Raw genomic sequence first — 23,842 nt, 5'->3', positions numbered from 1 at the left:
AACCCGCTCTCTTGCAAAACCGATGTTATCGGCTTTACTTCATTAATTCAATAGTTCGTTCAATATTTATTTCTTGTAAGAACGTTTTATCGTGGGAAATTACAATTAAAGTTCCTTCATATTCATTGATTGCATTGGTTAAAATTTCGATGTTTTGAAGGTCTAAATTATTGGTAGGTTCATCTAAGATAATAATGTCGGGAGATTGATTAGCAATGTTTAAACAACACAACATTAACCGCATTCTTTCTCCGCCACTCAATGTATGACAAGGCTTATCCCAATCATCTTTTGAAAATAAAAAACGGTCTAATCTGATTTTTACTTCGTGTTCCTGAAGGCCGGTTTGATTAAATTCTTGAGCTTGTTCATAAATCTGTAAATGATTATTGATTAAAGAATAATCTTGGTCAATATAAACAGAATGACTTTCAGCAATAAATATTTTTCCTTCCGTTGGTTTAAGTTTTCCGAGTATTATTTGGATAAGTGTGGTTTTTCCTGTTCCATTTTTTCCGTTGATAGCAATTCGTTCACCGCTGACAATTTGAATGTTTAGAGGTTTCTCCCATAATAAACCTCCTGTTCTATATGCGAAATTGATATTTTCTGCTATAAACAGATTTTTACCTTTATGAAGATTGGAAGAATCAAATTCAAATTTCATTTGTTCTATATCAGAAACGGAAAGCCTCAAATCTTGAAGTTCTTCTTTTATACCATTAATTTTATCTGAATGAACTCCGGCAATTTTTGCTGAGCTTCTTTCAGCATTATTCTTCCAAGCATCTGATACTATCTTGGGAAGTCCAGCTTTTCCTAAATTCTTTTTTGCTCGAACATCTAATTTTTGTTGTCGTTCAATTGTTTTTCGCTCCTTTTCTTTCGCCTTTCTAAGTGCTTTTTCTTTGCTCTGAATATCTTGACTTAAGGCGTTTTGTTCAATTTCTTTTTGCTCTTTATAAAATTCATAGTTTCCGCCATAAACTTTAATTTCATTTCTGTTGAGCTCACAAATAGGATTTAATAACTGAAGTAACTCTCGGTCGTGGCTAACGATTATAAAAGTTGCTCTTGAGGTTTGAATAAAATCGTATAGTAAGTCTCTACTGGATTTGTCAAGATGATTACTGGGTTCATCTAATAAAACAAATGATGGTTGATGAATAAATATACCTGCGAGAAAGACTTTTGTTTTTTGTCCTCCACTTAATTCGCTTAATTTTTGAGATAGTGATAAATCAGAAATATCCCAATAGCTTAGGGCTTCTTGACATTTTTCTTCTATCGTCCAATCGTCATTTAAAAGGCTATAATTCTTTTCATCTACACTTCCGTTTAAAATTTCGTGTAAAGCATTGAGTTTGGTTTCAACTTGTAAGGCTTGGGCAATTGTCAAATCATTAAACTGACCGAAAATTTGAGGAATATAATAGGGTTTGGTTTCGGAGGAAATTTGTCCGTCATCAGGTTCTAATTCCTTGGCTATAAGTTTGAGTAAAGTAGATTTTCCAACACCATTATTGCCAATTAATGCAATTTTATCGGAATGGTTTACTGTCATACTTAAATTAGTAAACAGCGTATTTTTATTGGGATGTGAATAGGATAAATTTTGAATCGTAAGCATAATTAATTTCTTTTTGAGTTTAACAAAAGTGGGAGCCCAATTTTTTGAGCTGATTGTTAGATTGTCTAAGAAATTAATTTTTACATTTTCTGCTTACTTTTTATTTATGTTGCAAATATAATATTTTTTCTGAACTACTTTATTTCGTATTGCCGATAACGTTTGACGGCTTTGCGAAGGAGCGGATTAGAAAGACTAAACTTTCAATTTTGAACTAACTTAAGCAAAACCATTTTTTCTATTTGCTAATTTACATTTTAAAAGCAAATAAAAAATGGTTTTGCGGATTAAATGCACAAACCTTGAATTAACCACTTAACCCGCTCTTTTGCAAAACCGATGTTGGCGGTAGTTTTTTTATCTTATTTTGTGTAGGATTTCTTTCAGTTTGGGTTCAATATTTAGTTCATCAAATAGTTTTTCCGATAAATTTAATGAGTTCTCAAAAGCCAAAACGATGTTTTTGGGATTTAAATCTGATGTTACTTTTTTATACTCTGAATACCAAATCGTGTCAATGTCCTTTTCGAGACTTTTAGTCGGACTTTCCCAATGTTGCGTTTTGCTTGTTCTTGCTCTTATAAGCCAAAGCAAGTATTTCTGCACATTTGATAAACTGTGATGAGCGTGAGCAAATTCTTCTCGTTTAATCAAGTTGCTTGTTGTCAGTACAACATTCAGTAATGATTGGCTTAACCACAAAATATTTTCATTTGTTATTCTTTCGGGCGATTTCGTTTTGATTTGATTAAGCGTTTTCGTTAAAAGTCCATCTTTGTCGGTTAGGTTCATTTGGTCAAAATCGCTAAATTCAACAATTCCGTCCCAAGATTTGATAATTTCAATTTCCTCCGTTTTTAAAAAATGGAATTCTCCTCTGACCATATTCTCGAAAATAGCAACTTCACTTCCATATTCGTTTGTAAAATATAAAGCCAAAGGATGAATTTGATTTACCCATTTTTCTGTCGAGAAATTTTCTTTATTTTTCAAGAAGATGTAAAATTCGATGTCAGAATATTTGTCTCCTTCGTTTTTGGTAAATGAACCATACATAAAAACGGCGGAAACATTTTCGTCTTGTTGAGCTATATATTTTGTTTTGTCAATCATTTGTAACTGTGTCATTTTTCTAATTTTTAAATGTTGATAATAGAAATTTTCACTACTTTTTGAAAGCAATGAAAAAGTTTTACGTTGTTTATTTTGGACAGTTACTTATAGCTTCATCGGATTATACTTTTTTATGTTCAACATTCTGTTTGGTAAAATTACCGCCAACGTTTGACGGCTTTGCGAAGGAGCGGATTAGAAAGACTAAACTTTCAATTTTGAACTAACTTAAGCAAAACCATTTTTTCTATTTGCTAATTTACATTTTAAAAGCAAATAAAAAATGGTTTTGCGGATTAAATGCACAAACCTTGAATTAACCACTTAACCCGCTCTTTTGCAAAACCGATGTTGGCGGTAGTTTTTTTATCTTATTTTGTGTAGGATTTCTTTCAGTTTGGGTTCAATATTTAGTTCATCAAATAGTTTTTCCGATAAATTTAATGAGTTCTCAAAAGCCAAAACGATGTTTTTGGGATTTAAATCTGATGTTACTTTTTTATACTCTGAATACCAAATCGTGTCAATGTCCTTTTCGAGACTTTTAGTCGGACTTTCCCAATGTTGCGTTTTGCTTGTTCTTGCTCTTATAAGCCAAAGCAAGTATTTCTGCACATTTGATAAACTGTGATGAGCGTGAGCAAATTCTTCTCGTTTAATCAAGTTGCTTGTTGTCAGTACAACATTCAGTAATGATTGGCTTAACCACAAAATATTTTCATTTGTTATTCTTTCGGGCGATTTCGTTTTGATTTGATTAAGCGTTTTCGTTAAAAGTCCATCTTTGTCGGTTAGGTTCATTTGGTCAAAATCGCTAAATTCAACAATTCCGTCCCAAGATTTGATAATTTCAATTTCCTCCGTTTTTAAAAAATGGAATTCTCCTCTGACCATATTCTCGAAAATAGCAACTTCACTTCCATATTCGTTTGTAAAATATAAAGCCAAAGGATGAATTTGATTTACCCATTTTTCTGTCGAGAAATTTTCTTTATTTTTCAAGAAGATGTAAAATTCGATGTCAGAATATTTGTCTCCTTCGTTTTTGGTAAATGAACCATACATAAAAACGGCGGAAACATTTTCGTCTTGTTGAGCTATATATTTTGTTTTGTCAATCATTTGTAACTGTGTCATTTTTCTAATTTTTAAATGTTGATAATAGAAATTTTCACTACTTTTTGAAAGCAATGAAAAAGTTTTACGTTGTTTATTTTGGACAGTTACTTATAGCTTCATCGGATTATACTTTTTTATGTTCAACATTCTGTTTGGTAAAATTACCGCCAACGGGTCGGGGCTTTGCGAGGGAGCGGATTTTATGCACAAACGCTCAATCGAAGAACCGAACTACAAATTTAGCAAAAAGTTTCATACGAAGCACTTAACCCGCTCTCTTGCAAAACCCTTGTTACCTGCTGGCTGGCTTTTTGAAATGTATATATTTTTAGGTTGCTATTTTATCAACTTCTTCCCTTAAATAATTCAAATTGGTTTCATATTCTTCCAAATTAAGTTTATCAAATTGTAGTTGTTCAATGAATTCAAAAATATCTTGAAGTTTTCTGCTTATCTGATAATAGCGTAATGTATTGTCGTTTATTTGATAATTGGGATTGAGTTCATAATATTTCTTCATAAACGAATTGAAATAAGGTTGTTCGTAAATACTGAATATATCTGCCTCGGGTGGTGCAAACTTTATTCCTTCCCAATCCAAAAGATACAATTGCTGTTTGTCAGTGATTATATTCCAATGATGAATGTCTGTATGACATAAACAATTATTCAAACTTTGTCCTTTTAAAAATTCGGACAAGTTATTCCATTCATTCACTTGATTTTTAATAGTTAAAATATTGGGTTTTAAAACCTCCTGGATATCAGCTTTTAAATCATCAAATTTTCTTTCCGTCCAATCCAATAATTTAGAGATGAACGAAAGCTCAAATGTTTCAGAAATCTGTTCAACATCAAAAGGAAAATTTTTTAAATTATGTAGTTGGCTAACAATTTCGGCTAATTGTATGACTTGTTCTTCTGTCAAATTCTGTTCCCCAACTGTTTCTCCATCAATGTAATCAAACAAAATGTAGAGATAATTTTCATCTTCGCACTTTAAATTTCCGAATTGAGTTTTAACTAATCGAATTATTTTTCCGTTAAGTGACGTTTGATTCTCAATCCAATTCACTATTGGAAGATAAATATCTATGTGTTCAGTTAAATAAGATGTGGATTTTCTGCTTTTATCGTAAACTTTTAAAAAGTAAAACTTTCCGTTTTCGCTCTCAACTTTATAAGCTAAAGAAGCCCAACCACCTCGCTGTTTAGAAACATAGTTCGTATTAATAAGATATTTTTCTTGTAAAATTTTTATCAATAGTTCATTCATCTCTTAAACGGATTTTTGTTTTCAGCTTGCAGGTAACGGGAAACGCATTGGCGAAGTGGCGGATAAATTGAACCGAAAGTTCAATTTAGCAGTAACGTAGCCGATGTGTTTCCACAGAAGCTAAATTATTAAAAAAAAGCTGAATGTGGAACACATTCGGCGGAATAAAAAGCACAAAAGTTGAATTTTGTACTTAACCCGCCATTTTGCCAATGCGATGTTATGTGTAGTTTTTTTGTATCTTTGTCAGATGAAATTATCAGATTAGCATATTTACTTTACGCAACGTATAGGAAGAGAATAGTTTAGTATTATTCTTCGTTTCCTTATTGTCTCTTATTGTAAATTAAATATGTTAAATAATGAAAAATTTCTTCGAAAGTCCTTTTAAAGGAAAAATAATCAAAGACCACATAACTAATCCCAATATAATTTCGGGTAAATATTCTTATTATTCTGGTTATTATCACGGTCATTCATTTGACGATTGTGCTCGTTATCTGTTTCCGGACAGGAATGATGTCGATAAACTAATTATCGGTTCTTATTGTTCAATAGGGAGCGGTGCAAGTTTCATAATGGCAGGTAATCAAGGTCATAAATATGATTGGATTTCCAGTTTTCCATTTTTTTATATGTCTGAATTTGATGTTTTCAGTAAAAGCCAAGATGGATTTCAAAAAGCAGGAGATACAGTTGTTGGGAATGATGTTTGGATTGGTAGTGAAGCTATGATAATGCCAGGAGTTCAGATAGGAGATGGAGCTGTTATTGGCAGTCGTGCTTTGGTTACAAAAGATGTTGAACCTTATTCAATTGTAGGGGGAAATCCAGCCAAATTGATAAAAAAGAGATTTAGTGATGATGACATCCAAAAATTGCAGGAAATGAAATGGTGGGAATGGGATGAAGAAACCCTTTTTGAAGCAATGCCAATTCTTTGTTCAAATAAAATCGATTTGTTGTACAAGTTTTTTAGAAAAATGAAATGATAAAAAGAAGGTTCCGAAATTCGGAGCCTTTTTGTTTTAACTGCGTTTGCGGCTAAAATTACACATAACTTATTTATTGATACGGCTTTTCTGTACAAAACAGCATAATACTTGATGTTTTTGTGCAGGTTTGTTTCTTTATTTGATCAAATATAACGAAAGTAGGTAGACAATGATTTCTTATTTCTCATCAAGTAATCACGTTACCTCCAATACCTTTTCACTTCAAACGCATAGGCATTTTTCTCATCCACTGCTTGGGTTGCTACCGTTTCAACATTCCAAGCGACAGCTTCGAATTTCGGGAAGAAGGTATCTGCACCAAATTCGCCCTGCACATGGGTAATAAACATCTCTTGAACACAATCAAGCGCTAAAGCTTCTCGGTAAATTTGTCCGCCTCCAATTATGAAAACGGTTCGTTCCACTTCATTTTTATAATGATCCAAACAGGATTCCAAGGAAGAAAAAACAACTGCTCCAGGAGCATGATATTCGGTATTGCGTGTTAAGACCGCATTCTCGCGGTTGGGCAACGGCCGAAAACGTTCCGGAATGGAATCGTAGTTTTTTCTACCTGTAACCACAATATGTCCCGTGGTTGTTTCTTTGAAAAATTTCATATCTGCAGGCAAATGCCACATCAAATCATTGTTCTTTCCAATACCGAATTGCTGATCAACAGCAACAATCAATGCTACTTTCATGGAAGTACTTTGTAAATTGTAGGTGAAATGAACACCATGCGGGGATTTGGAATTACTGCATCGTGAACCTGTGTTCCCCTGGCCTCTTCTTCCGTGAGAAAATAACCAATTACCCAATGATAGGTTCCATCCGGAGCCACCACCTTGTGGATCGTTGGGGTGAATTTTTTTGAGAAATTAATTGGATTGCGAAGTATCCCTTCTTTACTTGACGAACATCCGTTAATAAAAGATAGTATTGCAATAAAAAAGATTAGATTTCTTGATTTCATTTTTTGTTTGACGGTTTTGTTTTATGCTTGCAGGTAACGTTTTGCAGCTACCCGAAGGTGGCGATTTCGAAGCGGTTCACTGTCAACCAAGCACAAACTTTGATAGATGCAGAAAGCTTGATTTAACCACTGAACCGCCACTTTTGGGTAGGTGCTGTTACCTGCTGGCATTCTTTTAAATTATATTCAAGTCTTTAAATACTTTTTTGGTGATTTCTTTTCTGCAATTACCGAAATCTGACCTATTCATTTTTCTATTTTGAAGAATTCTTGTTGCAAAAATATAAGTCCCCTTTTTGGCTTCAACATACCCTGTCCACCATCCTGTATTGGTATTGTTTTCTCTTGTCCAACCTGTCTTAGCTCTTATAGTATAGTCGTCTGTTTGCTCTGTAATCATTACATTTTTCACGATGTCAGTATTACGCTTAGAAAAGGGAAGTTTTTCTTCATATAAAGATTTTAGAAATTCAACCTGATTTTTAGGTGAAATTCCAAAGTTTCCAAAATTCCAAAAATCGGCTTCTGTTTGAGACAAATTATTGTTCCCATACTTGCTCTCAGTTAGGTATTTTTTGTAAGTATCCTTTCCAATTTTCTTTGCAAGTTCAACAAAAACCCAACCTGCTGATGATTCAAAAGCTTCTTTAACTGGCATATCGTGATAAATCTCAGGTCTGTACCCATATTTAATTGTATCTGTACTTCCGACCCATTTAACTATTTCGTTTTCATCTTTGATTGTATTAGTTTCAAGGGCAATCAATAAATTTATAATCTTGAATGTAGAAGCTGGAAGCGTTTCAATCTCTATTCCAACCGTGTCTGATACAATCCATTTTTGACCTTCTACGTCATAAATAGCTATTGAGCCATCAACTCCACAACTGTCAAAGTAGCCTTTGAAGTCGTTCCGTACAGTCATATCGTTTAGATGTAAATTATTTGATTTTTTGTCTGCTTCTTTACTTGACGAACATCCGTTAATAAAAGATAGTATTGCAATAAAAAAGATTAGATTTCTTGATTTCATTTTTTGTTTGACGGTTTTGTTTTATGCTTGCAGGTAACGGGAAACGTATTGCTGAAGTGCGGGCTTTTTACACCTGAAATTTCTACTAAAAACTGCACTAAGCAAAAAATATTTTCCGCTGACTAAATTAATAAAAAAATGGAGGCGGAAACATTTTTTGCGACTAAATTTTACAAAATTTTCGACGCAAGAGCCTTCAATCCCGCATTTTAGCAATACGATGTTAGCTGCAGTATTATTTTTTCAAACCATATTGAAATAAATCTTTCCCATATTTAGTTGGATAAATATCTGACGACCAAACACTCATTCTAATTGCTAATCCTGAAGATTCCAAATTTGATTCACCAGTCGTTTCATCTTCATTATATTCTTGTACTTCTTTATCTTCTGTCGTGTCAATTTTGGGAATAATTGTTAAATAATTTAAATCTACTTTTTCTAAACATTCCGAAAGTTTAATAAAATGTTCCCAAGAAAATTTATTTTCGATATATGCTGTCAATAAATTACTATAAACTTCAATTTTATCATTACTTTTGAAATTGTCAATATATTCGATTAATGTTTCTGTTACTTTAATTCTGTATTTTTTATCATTTGTAATTCGATTTACAAAATCGTTATATTCTTTCTCGCTGATTGTTTGATTTTCGAAAGATTGTAGAAAACGAATGAATTTTTTTGTGAAAATTTTGTCTCTTAAATTCATTACTCCTTTGTAGCTTGAAATTGCATCACCTAAATAAGGAATTGCATCCAAAATCCCAGAATCAACAATTTCTTCTATATCAATTTCATTTAATTTAATTCTTTTTGTAGAGTCTTTATTGGTTAACGAAAGTCCAAAATTGTCTATGTTTTTCATCAATTAATTTTTATGCGGATTTTTGGAAATATTGCAGCTAACGTTTGGCAAATTGGCGATGGAGCCGACTTTTAGCACAAATGTTGAATAGAATTACTAATCTTCAACATTGCACAAAAGTTCAATAGAAGTACTTCACCGGCTCTATTGCCAATTTGTTTGTTATGTGCCGTTTTATTCCATTTTATACATTTAACAATTGCTGAAACGTAAAGTCGGGTTTAAACATTTCAATTTCGTTTTGAGTTGATTCTTCTTGTGCTTCTTTGCCATAGATAAACATTTGCTGTTCATAATTTTTAACAGCCTCTTCAATGCTATTAAATTTTCCATCGGCTAGATTATCAGACAATATCAAGGCATCCACCAACCCACTATTTACTCCCTGCCCTGCAAAAGGCGGCATCAAATGTGCGGCATCCCCAATCATTGTTATGGGTAATGGGCGCTTGCTTTTCCAAGGCTTTTCTAAAGGAAATATCCGTGTAGCCAATCCTACAAATGACAACGTCGTATGAATCAATTCTTTGTAGCGTTCGTCCCAATCGGAAAATTCTTTCAGAAGAAAATCAACGACACTATTTCTGTTTTGAAAATCTACCTGCGTTTGGTTTTTCCATTCATCAGGTGTTTTAAAACTTATTCCAAAATGCAATGCACCATTATTATTGGGGTTAGCAAATAATAAATTACCTTGGTGAGATGCCATTAGCCGGTTTCCATTGCATAGCTGAAAAAATCCAGGACAGTTTATCTCTGGTTGATGAATATCGGCTTGTATATTGAAAGTACCTGTTTCTTCAACTTCCGTGTCGGTAACAAATTTTCTTACCTTGGACATCCCGCCATTGGCAAGAATAACCAAATCTGCTGTTTCACTCGGTTTATTCTCAAAAGTTAGTGTCCACTTCTTCTTACCAGGTTCAAGCATAACAAGTTTTCTATCCCAAATAACCGTGTCGTTTTCTAAACTATTCAACAAGATAGCCCTTAAGTCATTTCTGTTTATTTCAGGATTGTCAAATCGATTTTCGGGCTTTACATTTTTTGTGGATAAAATATTGCCTTTTTCATCAGCAATATTTACACCCATTGGTAAGGCTAAGTCATAATAAGTTTGTAACAATCCCGCTTTTTTCATTGCTTCCTGACCTGAACCTTTGTGTAGGTCAAGGGTTCCACCAAAAATTCTTGCCTCTCGGTCGTTGTCTCTTTCGTAAACTGAAACGTCTATGCCGTTTTGCTGTAATAATTTTGCCATAGTCAGTCCAACGGGTCCACCACCAATTATTGCAACGTTCTTATCACTAAGTAAATTCATTTGTTTGTCTGTATCTATTCGCATTGTCATTCAAAAATGGCACATAACGGGAAACGCATTGGCGAAGTGGCGGATAAATTGGACAAAAAGTTCAATTTAGCGAGAACGTAGCCGATGTGTTTCCACAGAGCTAACTTACAAATAAAAAGCGAATGTGGAACACATTCGGCGGAATAAAATGCAGAAACTTTCAATTTAGCACTTAACCTGCCATTTTGCCAATGCGATGTTATGTGAAGGAATTTTTAGTATCTTTGTATTCAAATAATTCACATTTTATGTATTTCAGCAAGCCTTGGTAATTAAAAATTAAAGTAAATTATTAAATCGTCTTTTTGAGACGGTTGCTATTTGGTACGTTAATTTTTAATTTAAAATAAGGTAATAATGAAAAATATAAAACCCTTAACTTTTCCGTTTAATTCGGAAAATAATACATCCATAAAACAAAGTCTTTTTCGATTTCGAGAATATTTTGATTCTTCTACAATTGTTGGTTTAGGCGAAAACGCACATTTCATAAAAGAGTTTTTTACATTCAGGCATCAAGTTATTGAGTTTTTAGTAACTGAATGTGATTTTGACACCTTGGCATTTGAGTTTGGTTTTTCTGAAGGATTAGAAGTTGATAAGTGGATAAAATCACAAATTCCATTCGACGATTTGGATAAGTTACTGTCACACTTTTATTATCCAAATGAGTTTAAAGATACTTTGCTATGGCTTCGTCGGTATAATCAAGACAATAATAATCAAATTACCTTTTTAGGTGTGGATATTCCTAAAAATGGAGGTTCTTATTTTCCAAACTTTCGTATTGTATCTGATTATTTGCAAAGACTTTCAATCGTTTCTTCTGATGTCTTACAGAAGATTTTAAATCTTGCTGAGAAATTTGATTTCTATTCGACTTCTCAGCTTGCGTTAAATTTATCGCTTTTTGATGAAGCTGAACATAATGAATTAAAAGCATTGCTATTAAAAGTTTACATTCGTTTGATTACTCTTCAACCAAAATTAGAAAGTTTAGAATTTCAATCGATAGTTCATCAAGTTAAAGGCTTGATTTATATGAATTATAATGCTGATGCTATGGAAAGTTTCATTACTGAAAGGGGAATTGAAGGAGATATGGGAGCAAAAGACCAGTATATGGCAGAAAGCATTGATTGGTTTTTGAAAAATTCACTTGGTAAAAAGATTATTTTGGTTGCCCACAATGCTCACATTCAAAAAACTCCGGTAGATTTTGATGGATTTATTAGTTGTTATCCAATGGGGCAAAGACTTTCGATGACTTTTGGAGAAAAATATAAAGCATTTGCAATAACTAATCTACGTGGAGAAACTGCGGCATTGTATCCTGATAATGATTATCAATTTGGCTTTAGGGTTGATAAATTTCCACTTGATTTTCCAGAGTCGGATTCTGTTGAATTTATTATGCAAGAATTTGGAGGAAAAGAATGCTGTTTACTAATGAACAGAAGTACGGAATTAAAAAATTGTAATAAGATTCGATTTGATTCGATGTGCCTAAAAACTGAAATAGAAGAAGCTTTTGACGGAATTTTTCTAATAGAAAAATCAACTGTTTCAGAAGTAGTGGATTGAGAATTTATAAATTTAATTTCGAAACGGCACTTTCTTTTTGGAGGTGCCGTTTTATTCTTTCACATAACGGTTCTCAGCTATACGCAGGCAGGGATTTTAACCACTGAACTTCCTACGAAGAACTGAACTTCAAATTTACCACTTTCCTGTCTTACGAAGCACGAACCCCCTGCTTGCGTATAGGTGATGTTATGCGGTCGGCTTTCATTTTCTCTTCTTTCTCGTTAATTTGTCAAGCAAAGTTACTAAATTTGCAGTAATGACAAAAAAGAAATTGCCCGTTCGTTTTACGGGTCAGCACTTTACTATTGATAAAGTGCTAATAAAAGATGCAATAAGACAAGCAAATATAAGTAATCAGGATACGGTTTTAGATATTGGGGCAGGCAAGGGGTTTTTTACTGTTCATTTATTAAAAATCGCCAACAATGTTGTTGCTATTGAAAACGACACAGCTTTGGTTGAACATTTACGAAAATTATTTTCTGATGCCCGAAATGTTCAAGTTGTCGGTTGTGATTTTAGGAATTTTGCAGTTCCGAAATTTCCTTTCAAAGTGGTGTCAAATATTCCTTATGGCATTACTTCCGATATTTTCAAAATCCTGATGTTTGAGAGTCTTGGAAATTTTCTGGGAGGTTCCATTATCCTTCAGTTAGAACCTACACAAAAGTTATTTTCGAGGAAGCTTTACAATCCATATACCGTTTTCTATCATACTTTTTTTGATTTGAAACTTGTCTATGAGGTAGGTCCTGAAAGTTTCTTGCCACCGCCAACTGTCAAATCAGCCCTGTTAAACATTAAAAGAAAACACTTATTTTTTGATTTTAAGTTTAAAGCCAAATACTTAGCATTTATTTCCTGTCTGTTAGAGAAACCTGATTTATCTGTAAAAACAGCTTTAAAGTCGATTTTCAGGAAAAGTCAGGTCAGGTCAATTTCGGAAAAATTCGGTTTAAACCTTAATGCTCAAATTGTTTGTTTGTCTCCAAGTCAATGGGTAAACTGTTTTTTGGAAATGCTGGAAGTTGTCCCTGAAAAATTTCATCCTTCGTAGTTCAAAGTCGGGTGGTTGTCAAGATGATTTTTTTGGTTTGGTGTCGTCTTTTAAGCTGCCGCATAACGGGAAACGCATTGGCGAAGTGGCGGATAAATTGAACCGAAAGTTCAATTTAGCAGTGACGTAGCCGATGTGTTTCCACAGAAGCTAAATTATTAAAAAAAAGCTGAATGTGGGACACATTCGGCGGAATAAAAAGCACAAAAGTTGAATTTTGAACTTAACCCGCCATTTTGCCAATGCGATGTTGAACTGAACAAGGGAAATGAGCGGTATCCTGCCAGACAGGATACCGACATTCACGAGGTTTCGATGGTTAGTGCGCCGCATCGGAGCGGGCCTGCTACCAGTCGTCGGTTAGACGACTGGCGACTTCTCGGTGGCAGCCCCACGGAGCCGAAGGAGCACCAGCCCCAACGAAACCAGTACCGCCATCGCCGTGGCGTAACAGATCACGGGCCACGCTGTGTCACCGTTTAAAAGTGCCACCGCCAATGTCCCGACAATGCTGACTATCAGGCTTTGAACGCAGAAGTAGAACGCGACCGCTGATCCCGCGATGTCGTCGAACTCTGCCAAAGCGCCGTTCGCGGTAACGGACACCGTGAAGACAATACCGACCGCGACAACCCACATCGGTAGGATGAAGGTGAGGAATGACGGCGAGCCGTAAAGTTCGCCGATCCCCAACAGGACCGCTCCGCAAACAAGCAACGCCATCCCACGCGCCACGCATCCTGCGATGCCCCATCTGGCGATAAAGGACTTCGCGAAACGGGTTGTCACGATCATTACAAGCGCGACAGTGGCGAAGGCAAAGCTGAATCCGATCTCGGAATATTCCGCTTGGCCTATGAGCACACGGGGAGCCGTCGAGAAGAAGACGAAGTAGGTGCCCATACCGGCGCTAAAGCCGACAGTGTAAACCCAAAAAGCCGGACTCGCGAAGATCGGCAAGACAGATCGGCGCGTCTTGACTTGATCCAGAGGGCGGGTTTCGTGCCACCTGAAACCCGCATTTAGGAGTGCGAGCATCGCCAGTATAGCCAAAGTAATGAATATCGCCTGCCATCCCAAGAACTCGCCGATCAATACTCCGGCGATAGGGCCGAGCGCAGGCACGAACGCCAGCATCGAACTGAAAAGGCCGTAGATGACGACACCCTCAGGACGGTTGGCATAAACGTCGCGAACCGTCGCGAACGTCGCCACCAGCATGGCCGACGCGCCCACTGCTTGAAGTAGACGGAAAGCGACAAAGGCCGGTGCAGTTGAAGACCAAGCTGCTCCCAGAGACGCAATGACGAAAGCCGTTGCGCCCGCAAGTAGAATTGGCCGTCGCCCGATTCTGTCTGAGAGCGGACCAAAAATCACCTGGCCCACGCCGAGCATCACCATATAGAGGCTCAACGTGAGTTGGATCATAGCGGGCGTCGTGTTCAGGATGCCGGGCATCGCTGGAACGACAGGGAGATAAATATCCATCGCCAGTGAAGCGAGGATGTCGAAAGGAGCCATCAGCAGCAGTGCTGCCGGCAGCGTATAGGCCCACGCGGGGCGTTGTTTTTGTTTATCAGTCATTTATGTGTTTTTCTATTCCATCAATAATTGATTTCCAATCATCAACGTGTAATTCGTGTCCTGTACCTTCAAGGGTGATTAGATTTGAACCTTTTATTTTTTCTAGTAAAAAACCTGCATTCTTATAATGCCAAATTTTGTCGTCTGTTCCGTGGATAATTAAGGTGGGTTGTTTGATTTCGTTTAATCTGTTCCAATATTCTTCACCACCACCACCTTGCGATGCAGCGTGATTGAACATACTTATATAATTGTTGGCTCTATTGAACTCAGCTCTTATCAGTTTTTCACTTCTTTGTTTGTCAAATTGTTTCTTGCCACTCATTAATTCTGCACCCTGAATTAAATAGTTTACCACACTGTCTTCATTTGTCCAATTGACTGTACCTGCTTTACTATGGAAATCTAAAATACTCGTGTCCATTTCAGGTATAGTTGGGTCTGAGTCTCCCCAAGGGCCTGATGACATAAGAGTTAAGGAGTTAACTCTGTCGGCAAACTTTATTGATGCTATTTGAGAAATTAGTCCGCCCAAAGAAATCCCCACAAAATGTGCTTTGTCAATCTTGTAGCCATCCAATATTGAAATAGCGTCATTAGTTAAGTCAACAATATCGTATGGAGTAGAACCTGGTTCATAATTAGTGGATTTTCCTACATCTCTGTTGTCGTAACGAATAACAAAAAATCCTTTTTCAGATAATTGTTGGCAAAATTCAGTGTCCCAATACAGCATTGATACGGTTGCACCTGCTACCAAAAGGATTGCTGGATTTTTCTTATTTCCAAAACTTTCCGTACAGAGTTCAATGCCGTTTGTTTTAATTATTTTCTCTTTCATTTCTGTTTTCCTTTGTTTGCAACTGATTATTATCAGTCCTAAAATTAATATCCAAAGTAGTTTTTTTTTCATTTATCAATGTTTAACTGTTATGCTGGTATCTTTCACAATGCCCGCTAACGGGAAACGGCTTTGCGAAGGCGGGGCTAAGAAAGCCGAAACTTTCTATTAAAAACCGAACTGAGCAAAAACTATTTTCGTTTTTTCAAAATTACAAAAAATAAAAAAAACGAAATGGTTTTTTGCGGATAAATTTTACAAAACTTTCACCGCAAGGGAACTTCACCCCCGCTTTTGCAAAACCGATGTTAGCAGAAGTTTTTTTATTGGCTATAAAGTTTTTCAAACTTAGAATATGACTCTATATCTTGAAAATTTCTTGAATATAATTCTTGATATTTTTCCTGTGTTTCTTCCCTCAAAAATTCGTTAACATCAATTATTTTTTCAAAATTTACAACAATTACATCTTCATTCTGATTTTTGTAGGTAGTTTCACAAGATTTTCCATATTCTTCTAAAACAGTCCTTGCTTCATCTATATTTTGTGACTTTATAGACAAATATGTCTCCTCAAAACTGCAGTTATTCGTCGTTTCATTTTTGGTTCTCAAAAGAACTATTCCGAAATATTTTTTCATAATATTATTTTTTAAATCTGTTGTCATTTAATAATTTCCAAGCCTTTTTGTGATCCGCAGAGGTGCCATTTTTTACTTCTCTAATTTTTACATCATAGAATTGACCTGGGAATTCTGAATTAATTCCACCTTTTCTACATCTTCCAATAAAACTTCTACAAGTTTCGTCAAGATTTTGACTTGCGTCGCAAGAACTCTGAAATACAAAAGTTGGTTTTCCATCAAATGGTTTTTGCTTTTCAAACGAACTTAAAGTAATAAAGCATACAAATAGCAATACTAAATTAAATGTCTTTTTCATTTTTTTTAATTTTATAGTTTGGATAAAAATATAAAAATTTATTCATTGATAAAAATCTTTTATAGTTATTTTTTACTCTTTTAAGACGATAGTTTTTATAAAATTTCTGCTAACGGAAAAAGTATTTGCGAAGGGCGGGCTACTTTGAACAAAAAGTCGGAAGGAAAACCGCCTTGAGCAAAATGTTTTTTCCACTGACTAAATTACAAAAAATAGGGAAGTGGAAAAATATTTTGCGGATACTGCTAAATTAATTCTCACAGAATATATTCAACCCCGCCTTTTGCAAATACAATGTTAGCAGAAGTTCTTTTATTAATTGGTTTTAAATAGTTTAATTGTATAATCAAGTAGTCTTTTATTTCCGAATTTACCATGTCCTGGAACAACAATTTTCACATTTGGATACTCATTTCTTACTTTTAAAACTGTGTTTGACCATGCTTCGACATTTGAATCTCCTAAATAACCTTTATTTGCTTGAAGTTCTTTTATCAAACATCCACCAAACATAATATTTTCGCTGGGAAAATAGCCGACAACATCATCTTTCGTATGACCCTCACCGAAAAATTTGGTAATTGTTTTCTCGTTTCCTACATTCAAATACAATGCGTTTTCAAATCCTTTTTCAGGAACAGTGTAATTATTTTCCTTGGCTAGTTCAATTGTCTTTATATGTGCGTATGACGGAATTTTATGATTATGAAAAGCTTGTAAACCTCCTAAACAATCCTTGTGAAAATGTGTTGGAATTATTGCGTTGATTTTTGCATTAAGTTTTTCGGATATCCACTTTATTAATTCTTCAGAGCCGTTATCATCAGTTGGAGTGTCATAAATAACTACTTCTTTATTATTGCGAACAATCAAACCATTACACGGAACATTCCCAAAGTCATTTGTTTGTAAGAATGAAGTGTGCACAAATGAATTTTCAGATATTTGAGTAATTATTAATTGATCTGTCTGATAAACTATTTTGTTTTTAAAATTATTCGCATTTTGTGGGTTGCAGTTTAAGATAGCTGCAAAAAATAAAAAAAGAAATATGTTTTTAATAAAAATTTTCATTGGTTATACGTTTGTATAGAATTTCTGCTAACGAAAAAGTATTTGCGAAGAACGGGGCTACTGCAAACCAAAAGTGATAAGGAAAACCGCGAGGAGCAAAATGCTTTTTCAGATTTCTAAATTACTGAAAATTGAAATATGAAAAGCATTTTTGCGGATATTAAAACCAAATTCTCAAATGAAAACTGCAACCCCGTTTTTTGCAAATACACTGTTAGCTGCCGTTTTTATTTTTCTATTTGGACATCTACATTTATTGAAGGTTCGCCTGTTGAAAACTTATTCCATTTTCCAAAATAGTTCCTATAATAAGTGTCTTTTGAAAAAGCAAAAATGTTTCCACCAAAATAGAGTCTTCCTTTTAGATTTTCGTCAACTCTTACTAAAACAAAAAAGTCTTCATTGGTCCAAATATTTTGTTCTGAAACATCTAGTGATATCATTTTATTTTTAATATCATTTTTCGAAAAAGTTAATTTTAGTGTCTCATTTGTCAAAGATTTTTGGTCGTCAGGAAAACCATTTTTCGAGCCCTGAATGTCAAAAATTAGAGTAGCAGAATTTATGAATGAATCATCGACTATATTCACATTAATTCTTTTTATTTTCAAATGTTTTTTATTCTCGACCTTAATTGCATACTCACGAAAAAGTCTGTCTTTATTTTCTGAATCGTATCCACAATAATTAGTTTTTGAATTTGAAGTGCCAAAATTTTTAAACTTATATTTCTTTGGATTTATATTTATTGGCTCAATGTTTATAACCTTTTCTGTCAAAACAATTTTTCTGTCCGAATTTAGCAAGTCAGAAATTTTGATATTATAAGGTTGAAATTCGCTGACATAAATTTTGAGGCTAGAATTTTTATCAAAATTTGTTAAGTCAATTTGGAAATTACCATTTTCATCAGATAAATCCCCAAAATCAGTATTCTCAATTCCAATTCTTGCACCTGAAATTGGCTTTTTATCTTGGTTAAATATTTCCCCAGAAATTATTTGAGAATAACCAAAAATGGAAAGCAGAAAAGTTAAAACAAATGTGATTTTTTTCATTGGATATGTGGTCTTACAAAATGGCAGCTAACGGAAAAAGTATTGGCGAAGGACGGGCTACTTTGCAGACAATTCCAAAGGAAGACCGAACCTGAGCAAAATGCTTTTTCAGATTTCTAAATTACTAAAAAAAGAAATATGAAAAGCATTTTGCGGATAATGTTAACTGAATTCTCAAAGACAATATTCACCCCGTCTTTTGCCAATACACTGTTATCTGCTGTTTCTTTTTGCAGTTTTCTTAATTTTTGAGTTTTTAGCGCGGACTTTTAGCGCATTTTTTGTCCTTTTTTCAATCATTTTAGCATTTTTAATGTTCCATTCGCTTCTCGTAATCCATTTCAAATTATCAGCACGATTATTCAGAGGATTTCCGTCAATGTGTTCCAATAAAATTTGGTCTTCGCTCGGTTCGGGAAGAAAATTTTCAGCAACTAATTTATTCAGGCTGAAATATTTAACGGTTGTATTTTTATTTTCAGTTTTTGAGAAAGCAACTTGCGCTGTAAATCCACCAACCAAAGAAGGCTTCAAAAATTTTGTTTCTTTTTGTTTCTCAACGCCGTTTTTGTCCACATGTTTTTTTCCAATTCGTCTTACATTCCCGAAGTTGGAAATTTCGTAATTAAATTCTTTATGTTTTTTCCAAATTTCCATTAAAATTCTCTCAAGTCTTATTGATACGCTGTTTTAGTGAAATAGCAGATAACGGAAAAAGTATTTGCGAAGGGCGGGCTACTTTGAACAAAAATTTCGGAAGAAAAACGCCTTGAGCAAAATATTTTTCCACTGACTAAATTACAAAAATAAAGGAAGTGGAAAAATATTTTGCGGCTACTGCTAAACTAATTCTCACAGAATGTATTCAACCCAGCCTTTTGCAAATACACTGTTGTACGCAGGTTTTTTAATTCTTCAGTAGTTTACTTCAATCTTTTCAATAAGTTTAGTTTCAGAATTTTTTGTTAGTGAATACAGTTCTTCTGAAGTTAGTTTGTAAAGCGCAATTTTATTTTTAGGTCGATAAACTTCAACATCATAATCTGCATTTTGTGGATTTAACCAATAATCAATATCTAATTTTCGCTGGTTTTTTATAACATAAACTCTGTTTTTTTCTTTCCGAATTAAGGCGCATTCAGAATTCTTTTTTTTCAAAGCAATGTCATCATTTTTTGAGTTCCAATAAAGATTTTCTAAATCACCATATCTATCTTCTATATCAAGCATTTTAAGACCGAAGTAAAGATAGATAGAGAATGAAATTAATAAAACAATAAGGAAAACTAATATTCTTCTAAACTTTTTTTTCTTTTTCATTCACTGAAAAACTTATTTTGATAACGTTCCGTTAAACTTGCGGACAACACTCAAATATATGAATATTTATGAATCAAGCATCATAAAATCGTAATTTTTTTTGAATCTTTATTAAGTATTTGTATATTAATATTTTATAGCTATATTTGGATTGCGTATTTTAAATTATTGGCGGCGGATAACATCCAACGCCATCTGATTTTAGCTTTTTTTAATATATAAAAAATACGCAGTGGTGGTATGGATTTTTCAGACAAAAGATTTCAGTTTTCCTCCGGAACTCACAACGGCTCCAACGTTATTTGGGTGCAGTTTGAAAAAGACCGGCAGCTCATTTCCTTTCTGCGCGAACACACAAAAGCACGGTGGTCCGCCTCACAAAAAAAATGGTATGTTACCGATAACAGGCACTACCGCAAACTTTTTGGGCTGCCCGAGAAAATAACCGGCAAGGCAGTACTCTCCAAAATTCACCTTGTCAATTTGCCGGAGTTCCAGCGTTTCCAGGAACATCTCCTGCTGAAGCGGTACAGTCAAAATACCTTACGCACTTACAGCATAGAATTTGCACAGTTGCTCTACATCCTAAAAAGTTATCCCGTGCAGGAGCTTTCTCCCGAACGTTTGCGGTCTTATTTCCTCTACTGCCACGAAAAACTGAAACTCTCGGAAAGCGAAATCCACAGCCGCATGAATGCCGTAAAGTTTTATTTTGAGCAAGTGCTCCACCGCCAAAAAATGTTTTTCGACATTCCGCGCCCAAAGAAAAAGCTGCTGCTTCCCAAAATGCTCAGCAAAGCTGAAATCAAGAAAATAATAGCTGCCACACTAAATCTCAAACATTCACTTGTTCTGAAAGTGTGTTACGGCATGGGGCTCCGTGTGAGTGAAGTGGTAGCGTTAAAACTTTCCGATATCGACAGTGCGGAAATGCTGGTGCGCATCGAACAGGGGAAAGGTAAAAAAGACCGCATCGCCGTACTTCCCCAAAGCTTACTGCCCGAATTGCGGGAATATTACCTGAGCTACCGCCCAAAGGTTTACCTTTTCGAGGGTAAAGAAGGCGAGGCATATTCTGTACGGTCTGCGCAGGCGGTATTTAGGAAGGCGATGGAAAAGGCAGGCATTCGCAAGAAAGTCGGTATTCACGGATTGCGCCACAGTTTTGCCACTCACTTAATGGAAACAGGAACCGATATCCGCTTTATTCAGGAGCTCCTTGGGCATAATTCCATTAAAACCACCCAAATCTACACGCATGTGACAGACCTTTCAAAGTCCAGGATAAAAAGTCCGCTGGATTCTTTATAATTTTTTTCTAAAACGGCTGTTCTTTCCTGTTTAAAAGTGTTTCTCCATTTTGATATTTGCTCTTTCGTAAACTCCACTTTCAAGTTCAACTTCTTCAAACCCATATTTTCTAAATAAATGAATAGCCGATTGCAACGTTGTGTTTGAGTATAAAATAAGTATCGTTATTTGTTTTTGTTTGGCAATATTTAAGCAATGTTCAATCAATATTGTCCCAATACCGTGTCCCTGTGCTTTGTCGCTGACAGCCAATTTACCTAATTCGTAAACCGTTTCACTTTTCTTTAACAGTGAGGCTGTACCAACAATTTCACCATTGAGTTTAGCATAATAAATATGGCCGCCTTTGTCTATGATATGCTTTTGGGGATCTGAAAGTGATGCAACATCACCTTCTTCTATACGAAAATATTTTTCAAGCCACTCGTAATTCAGTGTCTTAATTGGTTCAGATAACTCTTCTGAAAATTCTATGATATCAACCAAGTTTTTTTTACTCATTTGCCGGACAATTACATTTATAGATTTTTTTAAATCGACTGTTCTTCCCTGCTTACATCACTTCTTCCACAGTATAGATCCAATTTAAAACCAAAAATAAATTGGAGAAATAACAGATTTATTATAGATTTTTCTATTTTTTTAAAGAAATTAATAACTTAAAGATCCGCTGAACTAAAGCTTCGGCAGCTTTAACAACCGCCTAAATCTGTAACTTTGTAAAATTAACTAAAAACGGGTAAACCGCCCAAAAAAGAGACTCTTTCAGAAATCCCCTGTAAATCTCTAAAATCCTTCGCCGATAAACCCATAATGCTGAAAAAAAACTCCCGAAGCTTCCGTTAAATAGGGTATCACTGTTCGTTATTCGCACGCAACAAGAACTTAGCTGTTGAACTAAACCTCCGGTAGCTTTTCCCATTTGCCGTTTTAGTAACTTTGTTTTTATTAACCTTTTAAAAACTCATGAAATGGCTAAAAAAAAAAATCTACGGAGGATTTAAGGACCAACTATATAGCTCCAACAGATAATTGTATTCATGATGGCTCCACAGTTAATACAAAGAGTTTGGATATTGTTATGACGTATTTGGGACATTTTAAAATTTAATAATAAATTGGAAAAGGAAAAAGACATATTAGACAATCTTGAACTACGTTCAGAAAACGTGCAGGATATTCTCACGCAGCCGCCACATTGGATGATTCGATGGGGAAACACGGTAATTTTCGTCATTCTCCTGATGGTTCTCTTGATGAGTTATGTAATTAAATATCCTGAGTTTATACCTGCCCCCATAGTCGTAACTTCCAAAAATCCACCTGAAAAACTTGAAGCAAGAACAAATTCTAAAATTGAAAAAATTTTAGTGAAAGATCATCAGTCTGTAAATAAAAATCAAGTCATGATGGTGCTTCAGTCAGCTGCTGATTACAAGGATATTCTAGCTCTAAAAGATATAGTTGATTCAATGTCATCATCACAAGTTCTCTACTTCCCTACTCAACAGGCATCAACCTTCAAACTTGGCGAAATACAGGGAGAATACAATAGTTTTGCAAAAGCATTGCAGGATGAAAAACTTTTTACTCGTCTTAAGCCCTATGCTCCTGAAAATATTGCAGCAAACCAAAGTCTTGGGGAATACAGGGCAAGGATTGCTACATTACAACAGCAGCGGAACTTAGAAGTTACAAAATTTGACCTTACCAAAAAAAATACTTGCGCTCCCAAGAATTGTTCAATCAAGGTGTAATTGCCGCGATGGAACTAGAAAATGAAAAAACAAAATTTCTACAGGCAGAACAAAATTTGAAAAATATCAATATAACATTGTCACAGATGCAGGAAGCGGTTTCAAATCTAAATAAAACCAAAAGCGGTGCATCAATAAATACTGAGAAAGATAAGATTACATACAGCTCCCAAACGCTCCAATTATTTGAACAGCTAAGAAAATCACTGAGACAATGGGAACAAAATTATCTCATTATTTCTTCTACTGAAGGAGTAGTTAGTTTCCAACAATTTTGGGGCGAGAACCAATTTGTAAAACCCGGTGATATTGTGATGTCTGTTCTACCCAATGATAAGGAATTAGTTGTTGGTCGGATGTTGATTCCATCAGTGAATTCCGGTAAAGTTAAACCAAATCAAAAGGTTTTAGTAAAGCTTGATAATTACCGATACCAAGAATATGGAATCGTTGAAGGCAAGGTCCAAAACATTTCTCTTACTCCAGATGATAAAGGGAACTATTATGTTGACGTTTTGCTTCCAAAAGGATTGCGGACTTCTTTTGGGAAAAAGTTGCCATTTGACAGAGAGCTCAAAGGAAGTGCCGAGATTGTCACCGAGGATTTAAGGCTAATTGAAAGGTTTTTCTATCAAATTAGGAAATTGTTGGGGTATCAAGCTTGATGTTTTTTTTAAAAAAATAATTGTTAATGCTAAGATTTCTTACAGAAACGAGGGATTTCCGTGCATTATTAGTGCAAATTCTCAACAAATAAAGTCATCTTTTTCAAAAACCTGCCTGATTTAACCACAGGCAATTTTTCAACCTGCGTAAATTGGGCACATCCCAATCACAAAGCCGCGTAAAAAAGCCCATTTCCAAGAGAATCTTTTTCATTATTTTTAATTCCAAGATTATCTAAACTAAAATCTAAAAAATAACTCTGAAATAATCATCTACAGAATTTT

At 34.8% G+C, this 23,842-nt stretch carries 24 protein-coding genes and 1 pseudogene; 6 read left to right on the top strand and 19 right to left on the bottom strand.

The window, feature by feature from the left end:
- Positions 1–34: 34 nt before the first annotated feature.
- The 4 genes from abc-f to PZ898_RS18580 form a co-directional block, all read right to left on the bottom strand.
- Positions 35–1,630 (bottom strand): ribosomal protection-like ABC-F family protein, encoded by a 1,596-nt coding sequence (gene abc-f / locus PZ898_RS18595; protein ID WP_090410526.1) that lies wholly within the window; start codon positions 1,628–1,630, stop codon positions 35–37.
- Between the two features lie 357 nt (positions 1,631–1,987).
- Positions 1,988–2,758 carry a lincosamide nucleotidyltransferase Lnu(H) gene (gene lnu(H) / locus PZ898_RS18590; RefSeq protein WP_064964663.1) on the bottom strand — a complete coding sequence of 257 codons (771 nt, stop codon included), beginning with the start codon at positions 2,756–2,758 and terminating at the stop codon, positions 1,988–1,990.
- Positions 2,759–3,109: 351 nt separating this feature from the next.
- Complete coding sequence (gene lnu(H), locus PZ898_RS18585) at positions 3,110–3,880, bottom strand: lincosamide nucleotidyltransferase Lnu(H) (protein WP_064964663.1); 771 nt, start codon at positions 3,878–3,880, stop codon at positions 3,110–3,112.
- Between the two features lie 310 nt (positions 3,881–4,190).
- Positions 4,191–5,138 carry a phosphotransferase gene (locus PZ898_RS18580; RefSeq protein WP_091101976.1) on the bottom strand — a complete coding sequence of 316 codons (948 nt, stop codon included), beginning with the start codon at positions 5,136–5,138 and terminating at the stop codon, positions 4,191–4,193.
- Between the two features lie 362 nt (positions 5,139–5,500).
- Between PZ898_RS18580 and catB the strand changes: the two genes are divergently transcribed.
- The gene (gene catB, locus PZ898_RS18575; protein ID WP_014043450.1) at positions 5,501–6,130 is read left to right on the top strand and encodes a type B chloramphenicol O-acetyltransferase; all 630 of its coding nucleotides are present in this window, start codon (positions 5,501–5,503) and stop codon (positions 6,128–6,130) included.
- A 203-nt stretch (positions 6,131–6,333) separates the two neighbouring features.
- On the opposite strand, the gene PZ898_RS18570 is transcribed toward catB, so the two are convergent.
- The 5 genes from PZ898_RS18570 to PZ898_RS18550 all read right to left on the bottom strand — a co-directional run bounded on the left by PZ898_RS18570 (position 6,334) and on the right by PZ898_RS18550 (position 10,361).
- A complete protein-coding gene (locus PZ898_RS18570; protein WP_038694170.1) occupies positions 6,334–6,837 on the bottom strand; it encodes a dihydrofolate reductase in 504 nt (167 codons plus the stop codon).
- Positions 6,834–7,109 carry a hypothetical protein gene (locus tag PZ898_RS18565; protein WP_139351754.1) on the bottom strand — a complete coding sequence of 92 codons (276 nt, stop codon included), beginning with the start codon at positions 7,107–7,109 and terminating at the stop codon, positions 6,834–6,836. Before PZ898_RS18565 ends, PZ898_RS18570 begins: the two co-directional genes overlap by 4 nt.
- A gap of 175 nt (positions 7,110–7,284) precedes the next feature.
- A complete protein-coding gene (locus PZ898_RS18560; protein WP_069148676.1) occupies positions 7,285–8,142 on the bottom strand; it encodes a penicillin-binding transpeptidase domain-containing protein in 858 nt (285 codons plus the stop codon).
- Positions 8,143–8,377: 235 nt separating this feature from the next.
- Complete coding sequence (locus tag PZ898_RS18555; protein WP_277693920.1) at positions 8,378–9,010, bottom strand: hypothetical protein; 633 nt, start codon at positions 9,008–9,010, stop codon at positions 8,378–8,380.
- A 184-nt stretch (positions 9,011–9,194) separates the two neighbouring features.
- On the bottom strand, positions 9,195–10,361 hold the full coding sequence (locus tag PZ898_RS18550) for a tetracycline-inactivating monooxygenase Tet(X2) (RefSeq protein ID WP_008651082.1): 1,167 nt from the start codon (positions 10,359–10,361) through the stop codon (positions 9,195–9,197).
- 357 nt (positions 10,362–10,718) lie between these two features.
- On the opposite strand from PZ898_RS18550, the gene ere(D) reads away from it, so the two are divergent.
- Both ere(D) and erm(F) read left to right on the top strand, forming a co-directional pair.
- Positions 10,719–11,945: an EreD family erythromycin esterase gene (gene ere(D) / locus PZ898_RS18545; RefSeq protein ID WP_009040233.1), complete on the top strand. Its 1,227-nt coding sequence runs from the start codon at positions 10,719–10,721 to the stop codon at positions 11,943–11,945.
- A 259-nt stretch (positions 11,946–12,204) separates the two neighbouring features.
- A complete protein-coding gene (gene erm(F) / locus PZ898_RS18540; RefSeq protein ID WP_182650836.1) occupies positions 12,205–13,005 on the top strand; it encodes a 23S rRNA (adenine(2058)-N(6))-methyltransferase Erm(F) in 801 nt (266 codons plus the stop codon).
- A gap of 234 nt (positions 13,006–13,239) precedes the next feature.
- On the opposite strand, the pseudogene PZ898_RS18535 reads toward erm(F), so the two are convergent.
- The 9 genes and pseudogenes from PZ898_RS18535 to PZ898_RS18495 all read right to left on the bottom strand — a co-directional run.
- Positions 13,240–13,338, bottom strand: a pseudogene (locus PZ898_RS18535) (LysR family transcriptional regulator); the annotation flags it as partial.
- Positions 13,339–13,365: 27 nt separating this feature from the next.
- A complete protein-coding gene (gene floR, locus PZ898_RS18530) occupies positions 13,366–14,589 on the bottom strand; it encodes a chloramphenicol/florfenicol efflux MFS transporter FloR (protein ID WP_165134138.1) in 1,224 nt (407 codons plus the stop codon).
- Entirely contained in the window at positions 14,582–15,502 is a 921-nt protein-coding gene (gene estT / locus PZ898_RS18525; protein WP_046701559.1) for a macrolide hydrolase EstT, read from the bottom strand. The genes floR and estT overlap by 8 nt, the downstream gene beginning before the upstream one ends.
- 251 nt (positions 15,503–15,753) lie before the next feature.
- Entirely contained in the window at positions 15,754–16,071 is a 318-nt protein-coding gene (locus PZ898_RS18520) for a DUF4288 domain-containing protein (protein WP_032132346.1), read from the bottom strand.
- A gap of 4 nt (positions 16,072–16,075) precedes the next feature.
- A complete protein-coding gene (locus PZ898_RS18515) occupies positions 16,076–16,372 on the bottom strand; it encodes a hypothetical protein (RefSeq protein WP_277693919.1) in 297 nt (98 codons plus the stop codon).
- A gap of 315 nt (positions 16,373–16,687) precedes the next feature.
- The gene (gene bla, locus PZ898_RS18510; protein WP_277693918.1) at positions 16,688–17,446 is read right to left on the bottom strand and encodes a subclass B1 metallo-beta-lactamase; all 759 of its coding nucleotides are present in this window, start codon (positions 17,444–17,446) and stop codon (positions 16,688–16,690) included.
- 227 nt (positions 17,447–17,673) lie between these two features.
- A complete protein-coding gene (locus tag PZ898_RS18505; RefSeq protein ID WP_277693917.1) occupies positions 17,674–18,504 on the bottom strand; it encodes a carboxypeptidase-like regulatory domain-containing protein in 831 nt (276 codons plus the stop codon).
- Positions 18,505–18,717: 213 nt separating this feature from the next.
- Positions 18,718–19,161 (bottom strand): HNH endonuclease, encoded by a 444-nt coding sequence (locus tag PZ898_RS18500; RefSeq protein ID WP_277693916.1) that lies wholly within the window; start codon positions 19,159–19,161, stop codon positions 18,718–18,720.
- Between the two features lie 258 nt (positions 19,162–19,419).
- Positions 19,420–19,824, bottom strand: coding sequence for a hypothetical protein (locus tag PZ898_RS18495; protein ID WP_277693915.1), 405 nt, complete (start codon positions 19,822–19,824; stop codon positions 19,420–19,422).
- Between the two features lie 240 nt (positions 19,825–20,064).
- Here PZ898_RS18495 and PZ898_RS18490 point away from each other — a divergent pair, with 240 nt between their 5' ends.
- Complete coding sequence (locus PZ898_RS18490) at positions 20,065–21,135, top strand: tyrosine-type recombinase/integrase (protein WP_024567409.1); 1,071 nt, start codon at positions 20,065–20,067, stop codon at positions 21,133–21,135.
- Positions 21,136–21,165: 30 nt separating this feature from the next.
- On the opposite strand, the gene PZ898_RS18485 is transcribed toward PZ898_RS18490, so the two are convergent.
- Positions 21,166–21,636, bottom strand: a complete 471-nt coding sequence (locus PZ898_RS18485; protein ID WP_024565583.1) for a GNAT family N-acetyltransferase — start codon at positions 21,634–21,636, stop codon at positions 21,166–21,168.
- Between the two features lie 617 nt (positions 21,637–22,253).
- Between PZ898_RS18485 and PZ898_RS18480 the strand changes: the two genes are divergently transcribed.
- Both PZ898_RS18480 and PZ898_RS18475 read left to right on the top strand, forming a co-directional pair.
- Entirely contained in the window at positions 22,254–22,892 is a 639-nt protein-coding gene (locus PZ898_RS18480; RefSeq protein WP_214649541.1) for a hypothetical protein, read from the top strand.
- Positions 22,893–22,900: 8 nt separating this feature from the next.
- Complete coding sequence (locus PZ898_RS18475; protein WP_214649542.1) at positions 22,901–23,557, top strand: HlyD family efflux transporter periplasmic adaptor subunit; 657 nt, start codon at positions 22,901–22,903, stop codon at positions 23,555–23,557.
- The last annotated feature ends 285 nt before the right edge of the window (positions 23,558–23,842 follow it).

This window comes from Chryseobacterium sp. WX, assembly GCF_029542485.1.
In the GTDB taxonomy this organism is placed as follows: Bacteria; Bacteroidota; Bacteroidia; order Flavobacteriales; family Weeksellaceae; genus Chryseobacterium; species Chryseobacterium cucumeris.
Note: the sequence above shows the minus strand (reverse complement) of the source record. Positions and strands in the feature narration are given on the sequence as shown.

Coding starts and splice junctions, on each gene's coding strand:
- PZ898_RS18560 (WP_069148676.1), bottom strand. CDS start 8,142: ATGAAATCAAGAAATCTAATCTTTTTTATTGCAATACTATCTTTTATT.
- PZ898_RS18570 (WP_038694170.1), bottom strand. CDS start 6,837: ATGAAAGTAGCATTGATTGTTGCTGTTGATCAGCAATTCGGTATTGGA.
- PZ898_RS18520 (WP_032132346.1), bottom strand. CDS start 16,071: ATGAAAAAATATTTCGGAATAGTTCTTTTGAGAACCAAAAATGAAACG.
- PZ898_RS18500 (WP_277693916.1), bottom strand. CDS start 19,161: ATGGAAATTTGGAAAAAACATAAAGAATTTAATTACGAAATTTCCAAC.
- estT (WP_046701559.1), bottom strand. CDS start 15,502: ATGAAAAAAAAACTACTTTGGATATTAATTTTAGGACTGATAATAATC.
- PZ898_RS18555 (WP_277693920.1), bottom strand. CDS start 9,010: ATGAAAAACATAGACAATTTTGGACTTTCGTTAACCAATAAAGACTCT.
- catB (WP_014043450.1), top strand. CDS start 5,501: ATGAAAAATTTCTTCGAAAGTCCTTTTAAAGGAAAAATAATCAAAGAC.
- abc-f (WP_090410526.1), bottom strand. CDS start 1,630: ATGCTTACGATTCAAAATTTATCCTATTCACATCCCAATAAAAATACG.
- PZ898_RS18565 (WP_139351754.1), bottom strand. CDS start 7,109: ATGAAATCAAGAAATCTAATCTTTTTTATTGCAATACTATCTTTTATT.
- PZ898_RS18485 (WP_024565583.1), bottom strand. CDS start 21,636: ATGAGTAAAAAAAACTTGGTTGATATCATAGAATTTTCAGAAGAGTTA.
- PZ898_RS18550 (WP_008651082.1), bottom strand. CDS start 10,361: ATGACAATGCGAATAGATACAGACAAACAAATGAATTTACTTAGTGAT.
- PZ898_RS18495 (WP_277693915.1), bottom strand. CDS start 19,824: ATGAAAAAGAAAAAAAAGTTTAGAAGAATATTAGTTTTCCTTATTGTT.
- bla (WP_277693918.1), bottom strand. CDS start 17,446: ATGAAAATTTTTATTAAAAACATATTTCTTTTTTTATTTTTTGCAGCT.
- PZ898_RS18475 (WP_214649542.1), top strand. CDS start 22,901: ATGGAACTAGAAAATGAAAAAACAAAATTTCTACAGGCAGAACAAAAT.
- PZ898_RS18580 (WP_091101976.1), bottom strand. CDS start 5,138: ATGAATGAACTATTGATAAAAATTTTACAAGAAAAATATCTTATTAAT.
- PZ898_RS18515 (WP_277693919.1), bottom strand. CDS start 16,372: ATGAAAAAGACATTTAATTTAGTATTGCTATTTGTATGCTTTATTACT.
- PZ898_RS18505 (WP_277693917.1), bottom strand. CDS start 18,504: ATGAAAAAAATCACATTTGTTTTAACTTTTCTGCTTTCCATTTTTGGT.
- floR (WP_165134138.1), bottom strand. CDS start 14,589: ATGACTGATAAACAAAAACAACGCCCCGCGTGGGCCTATACGCTGCCG.
- PZ898_RS18490 (WP_024567409.1), top strand. CDS start 20,065: ATGGATTTTTCAGACAAAAGATTTCAGTTTTCCTCCGGAACTCACAAC.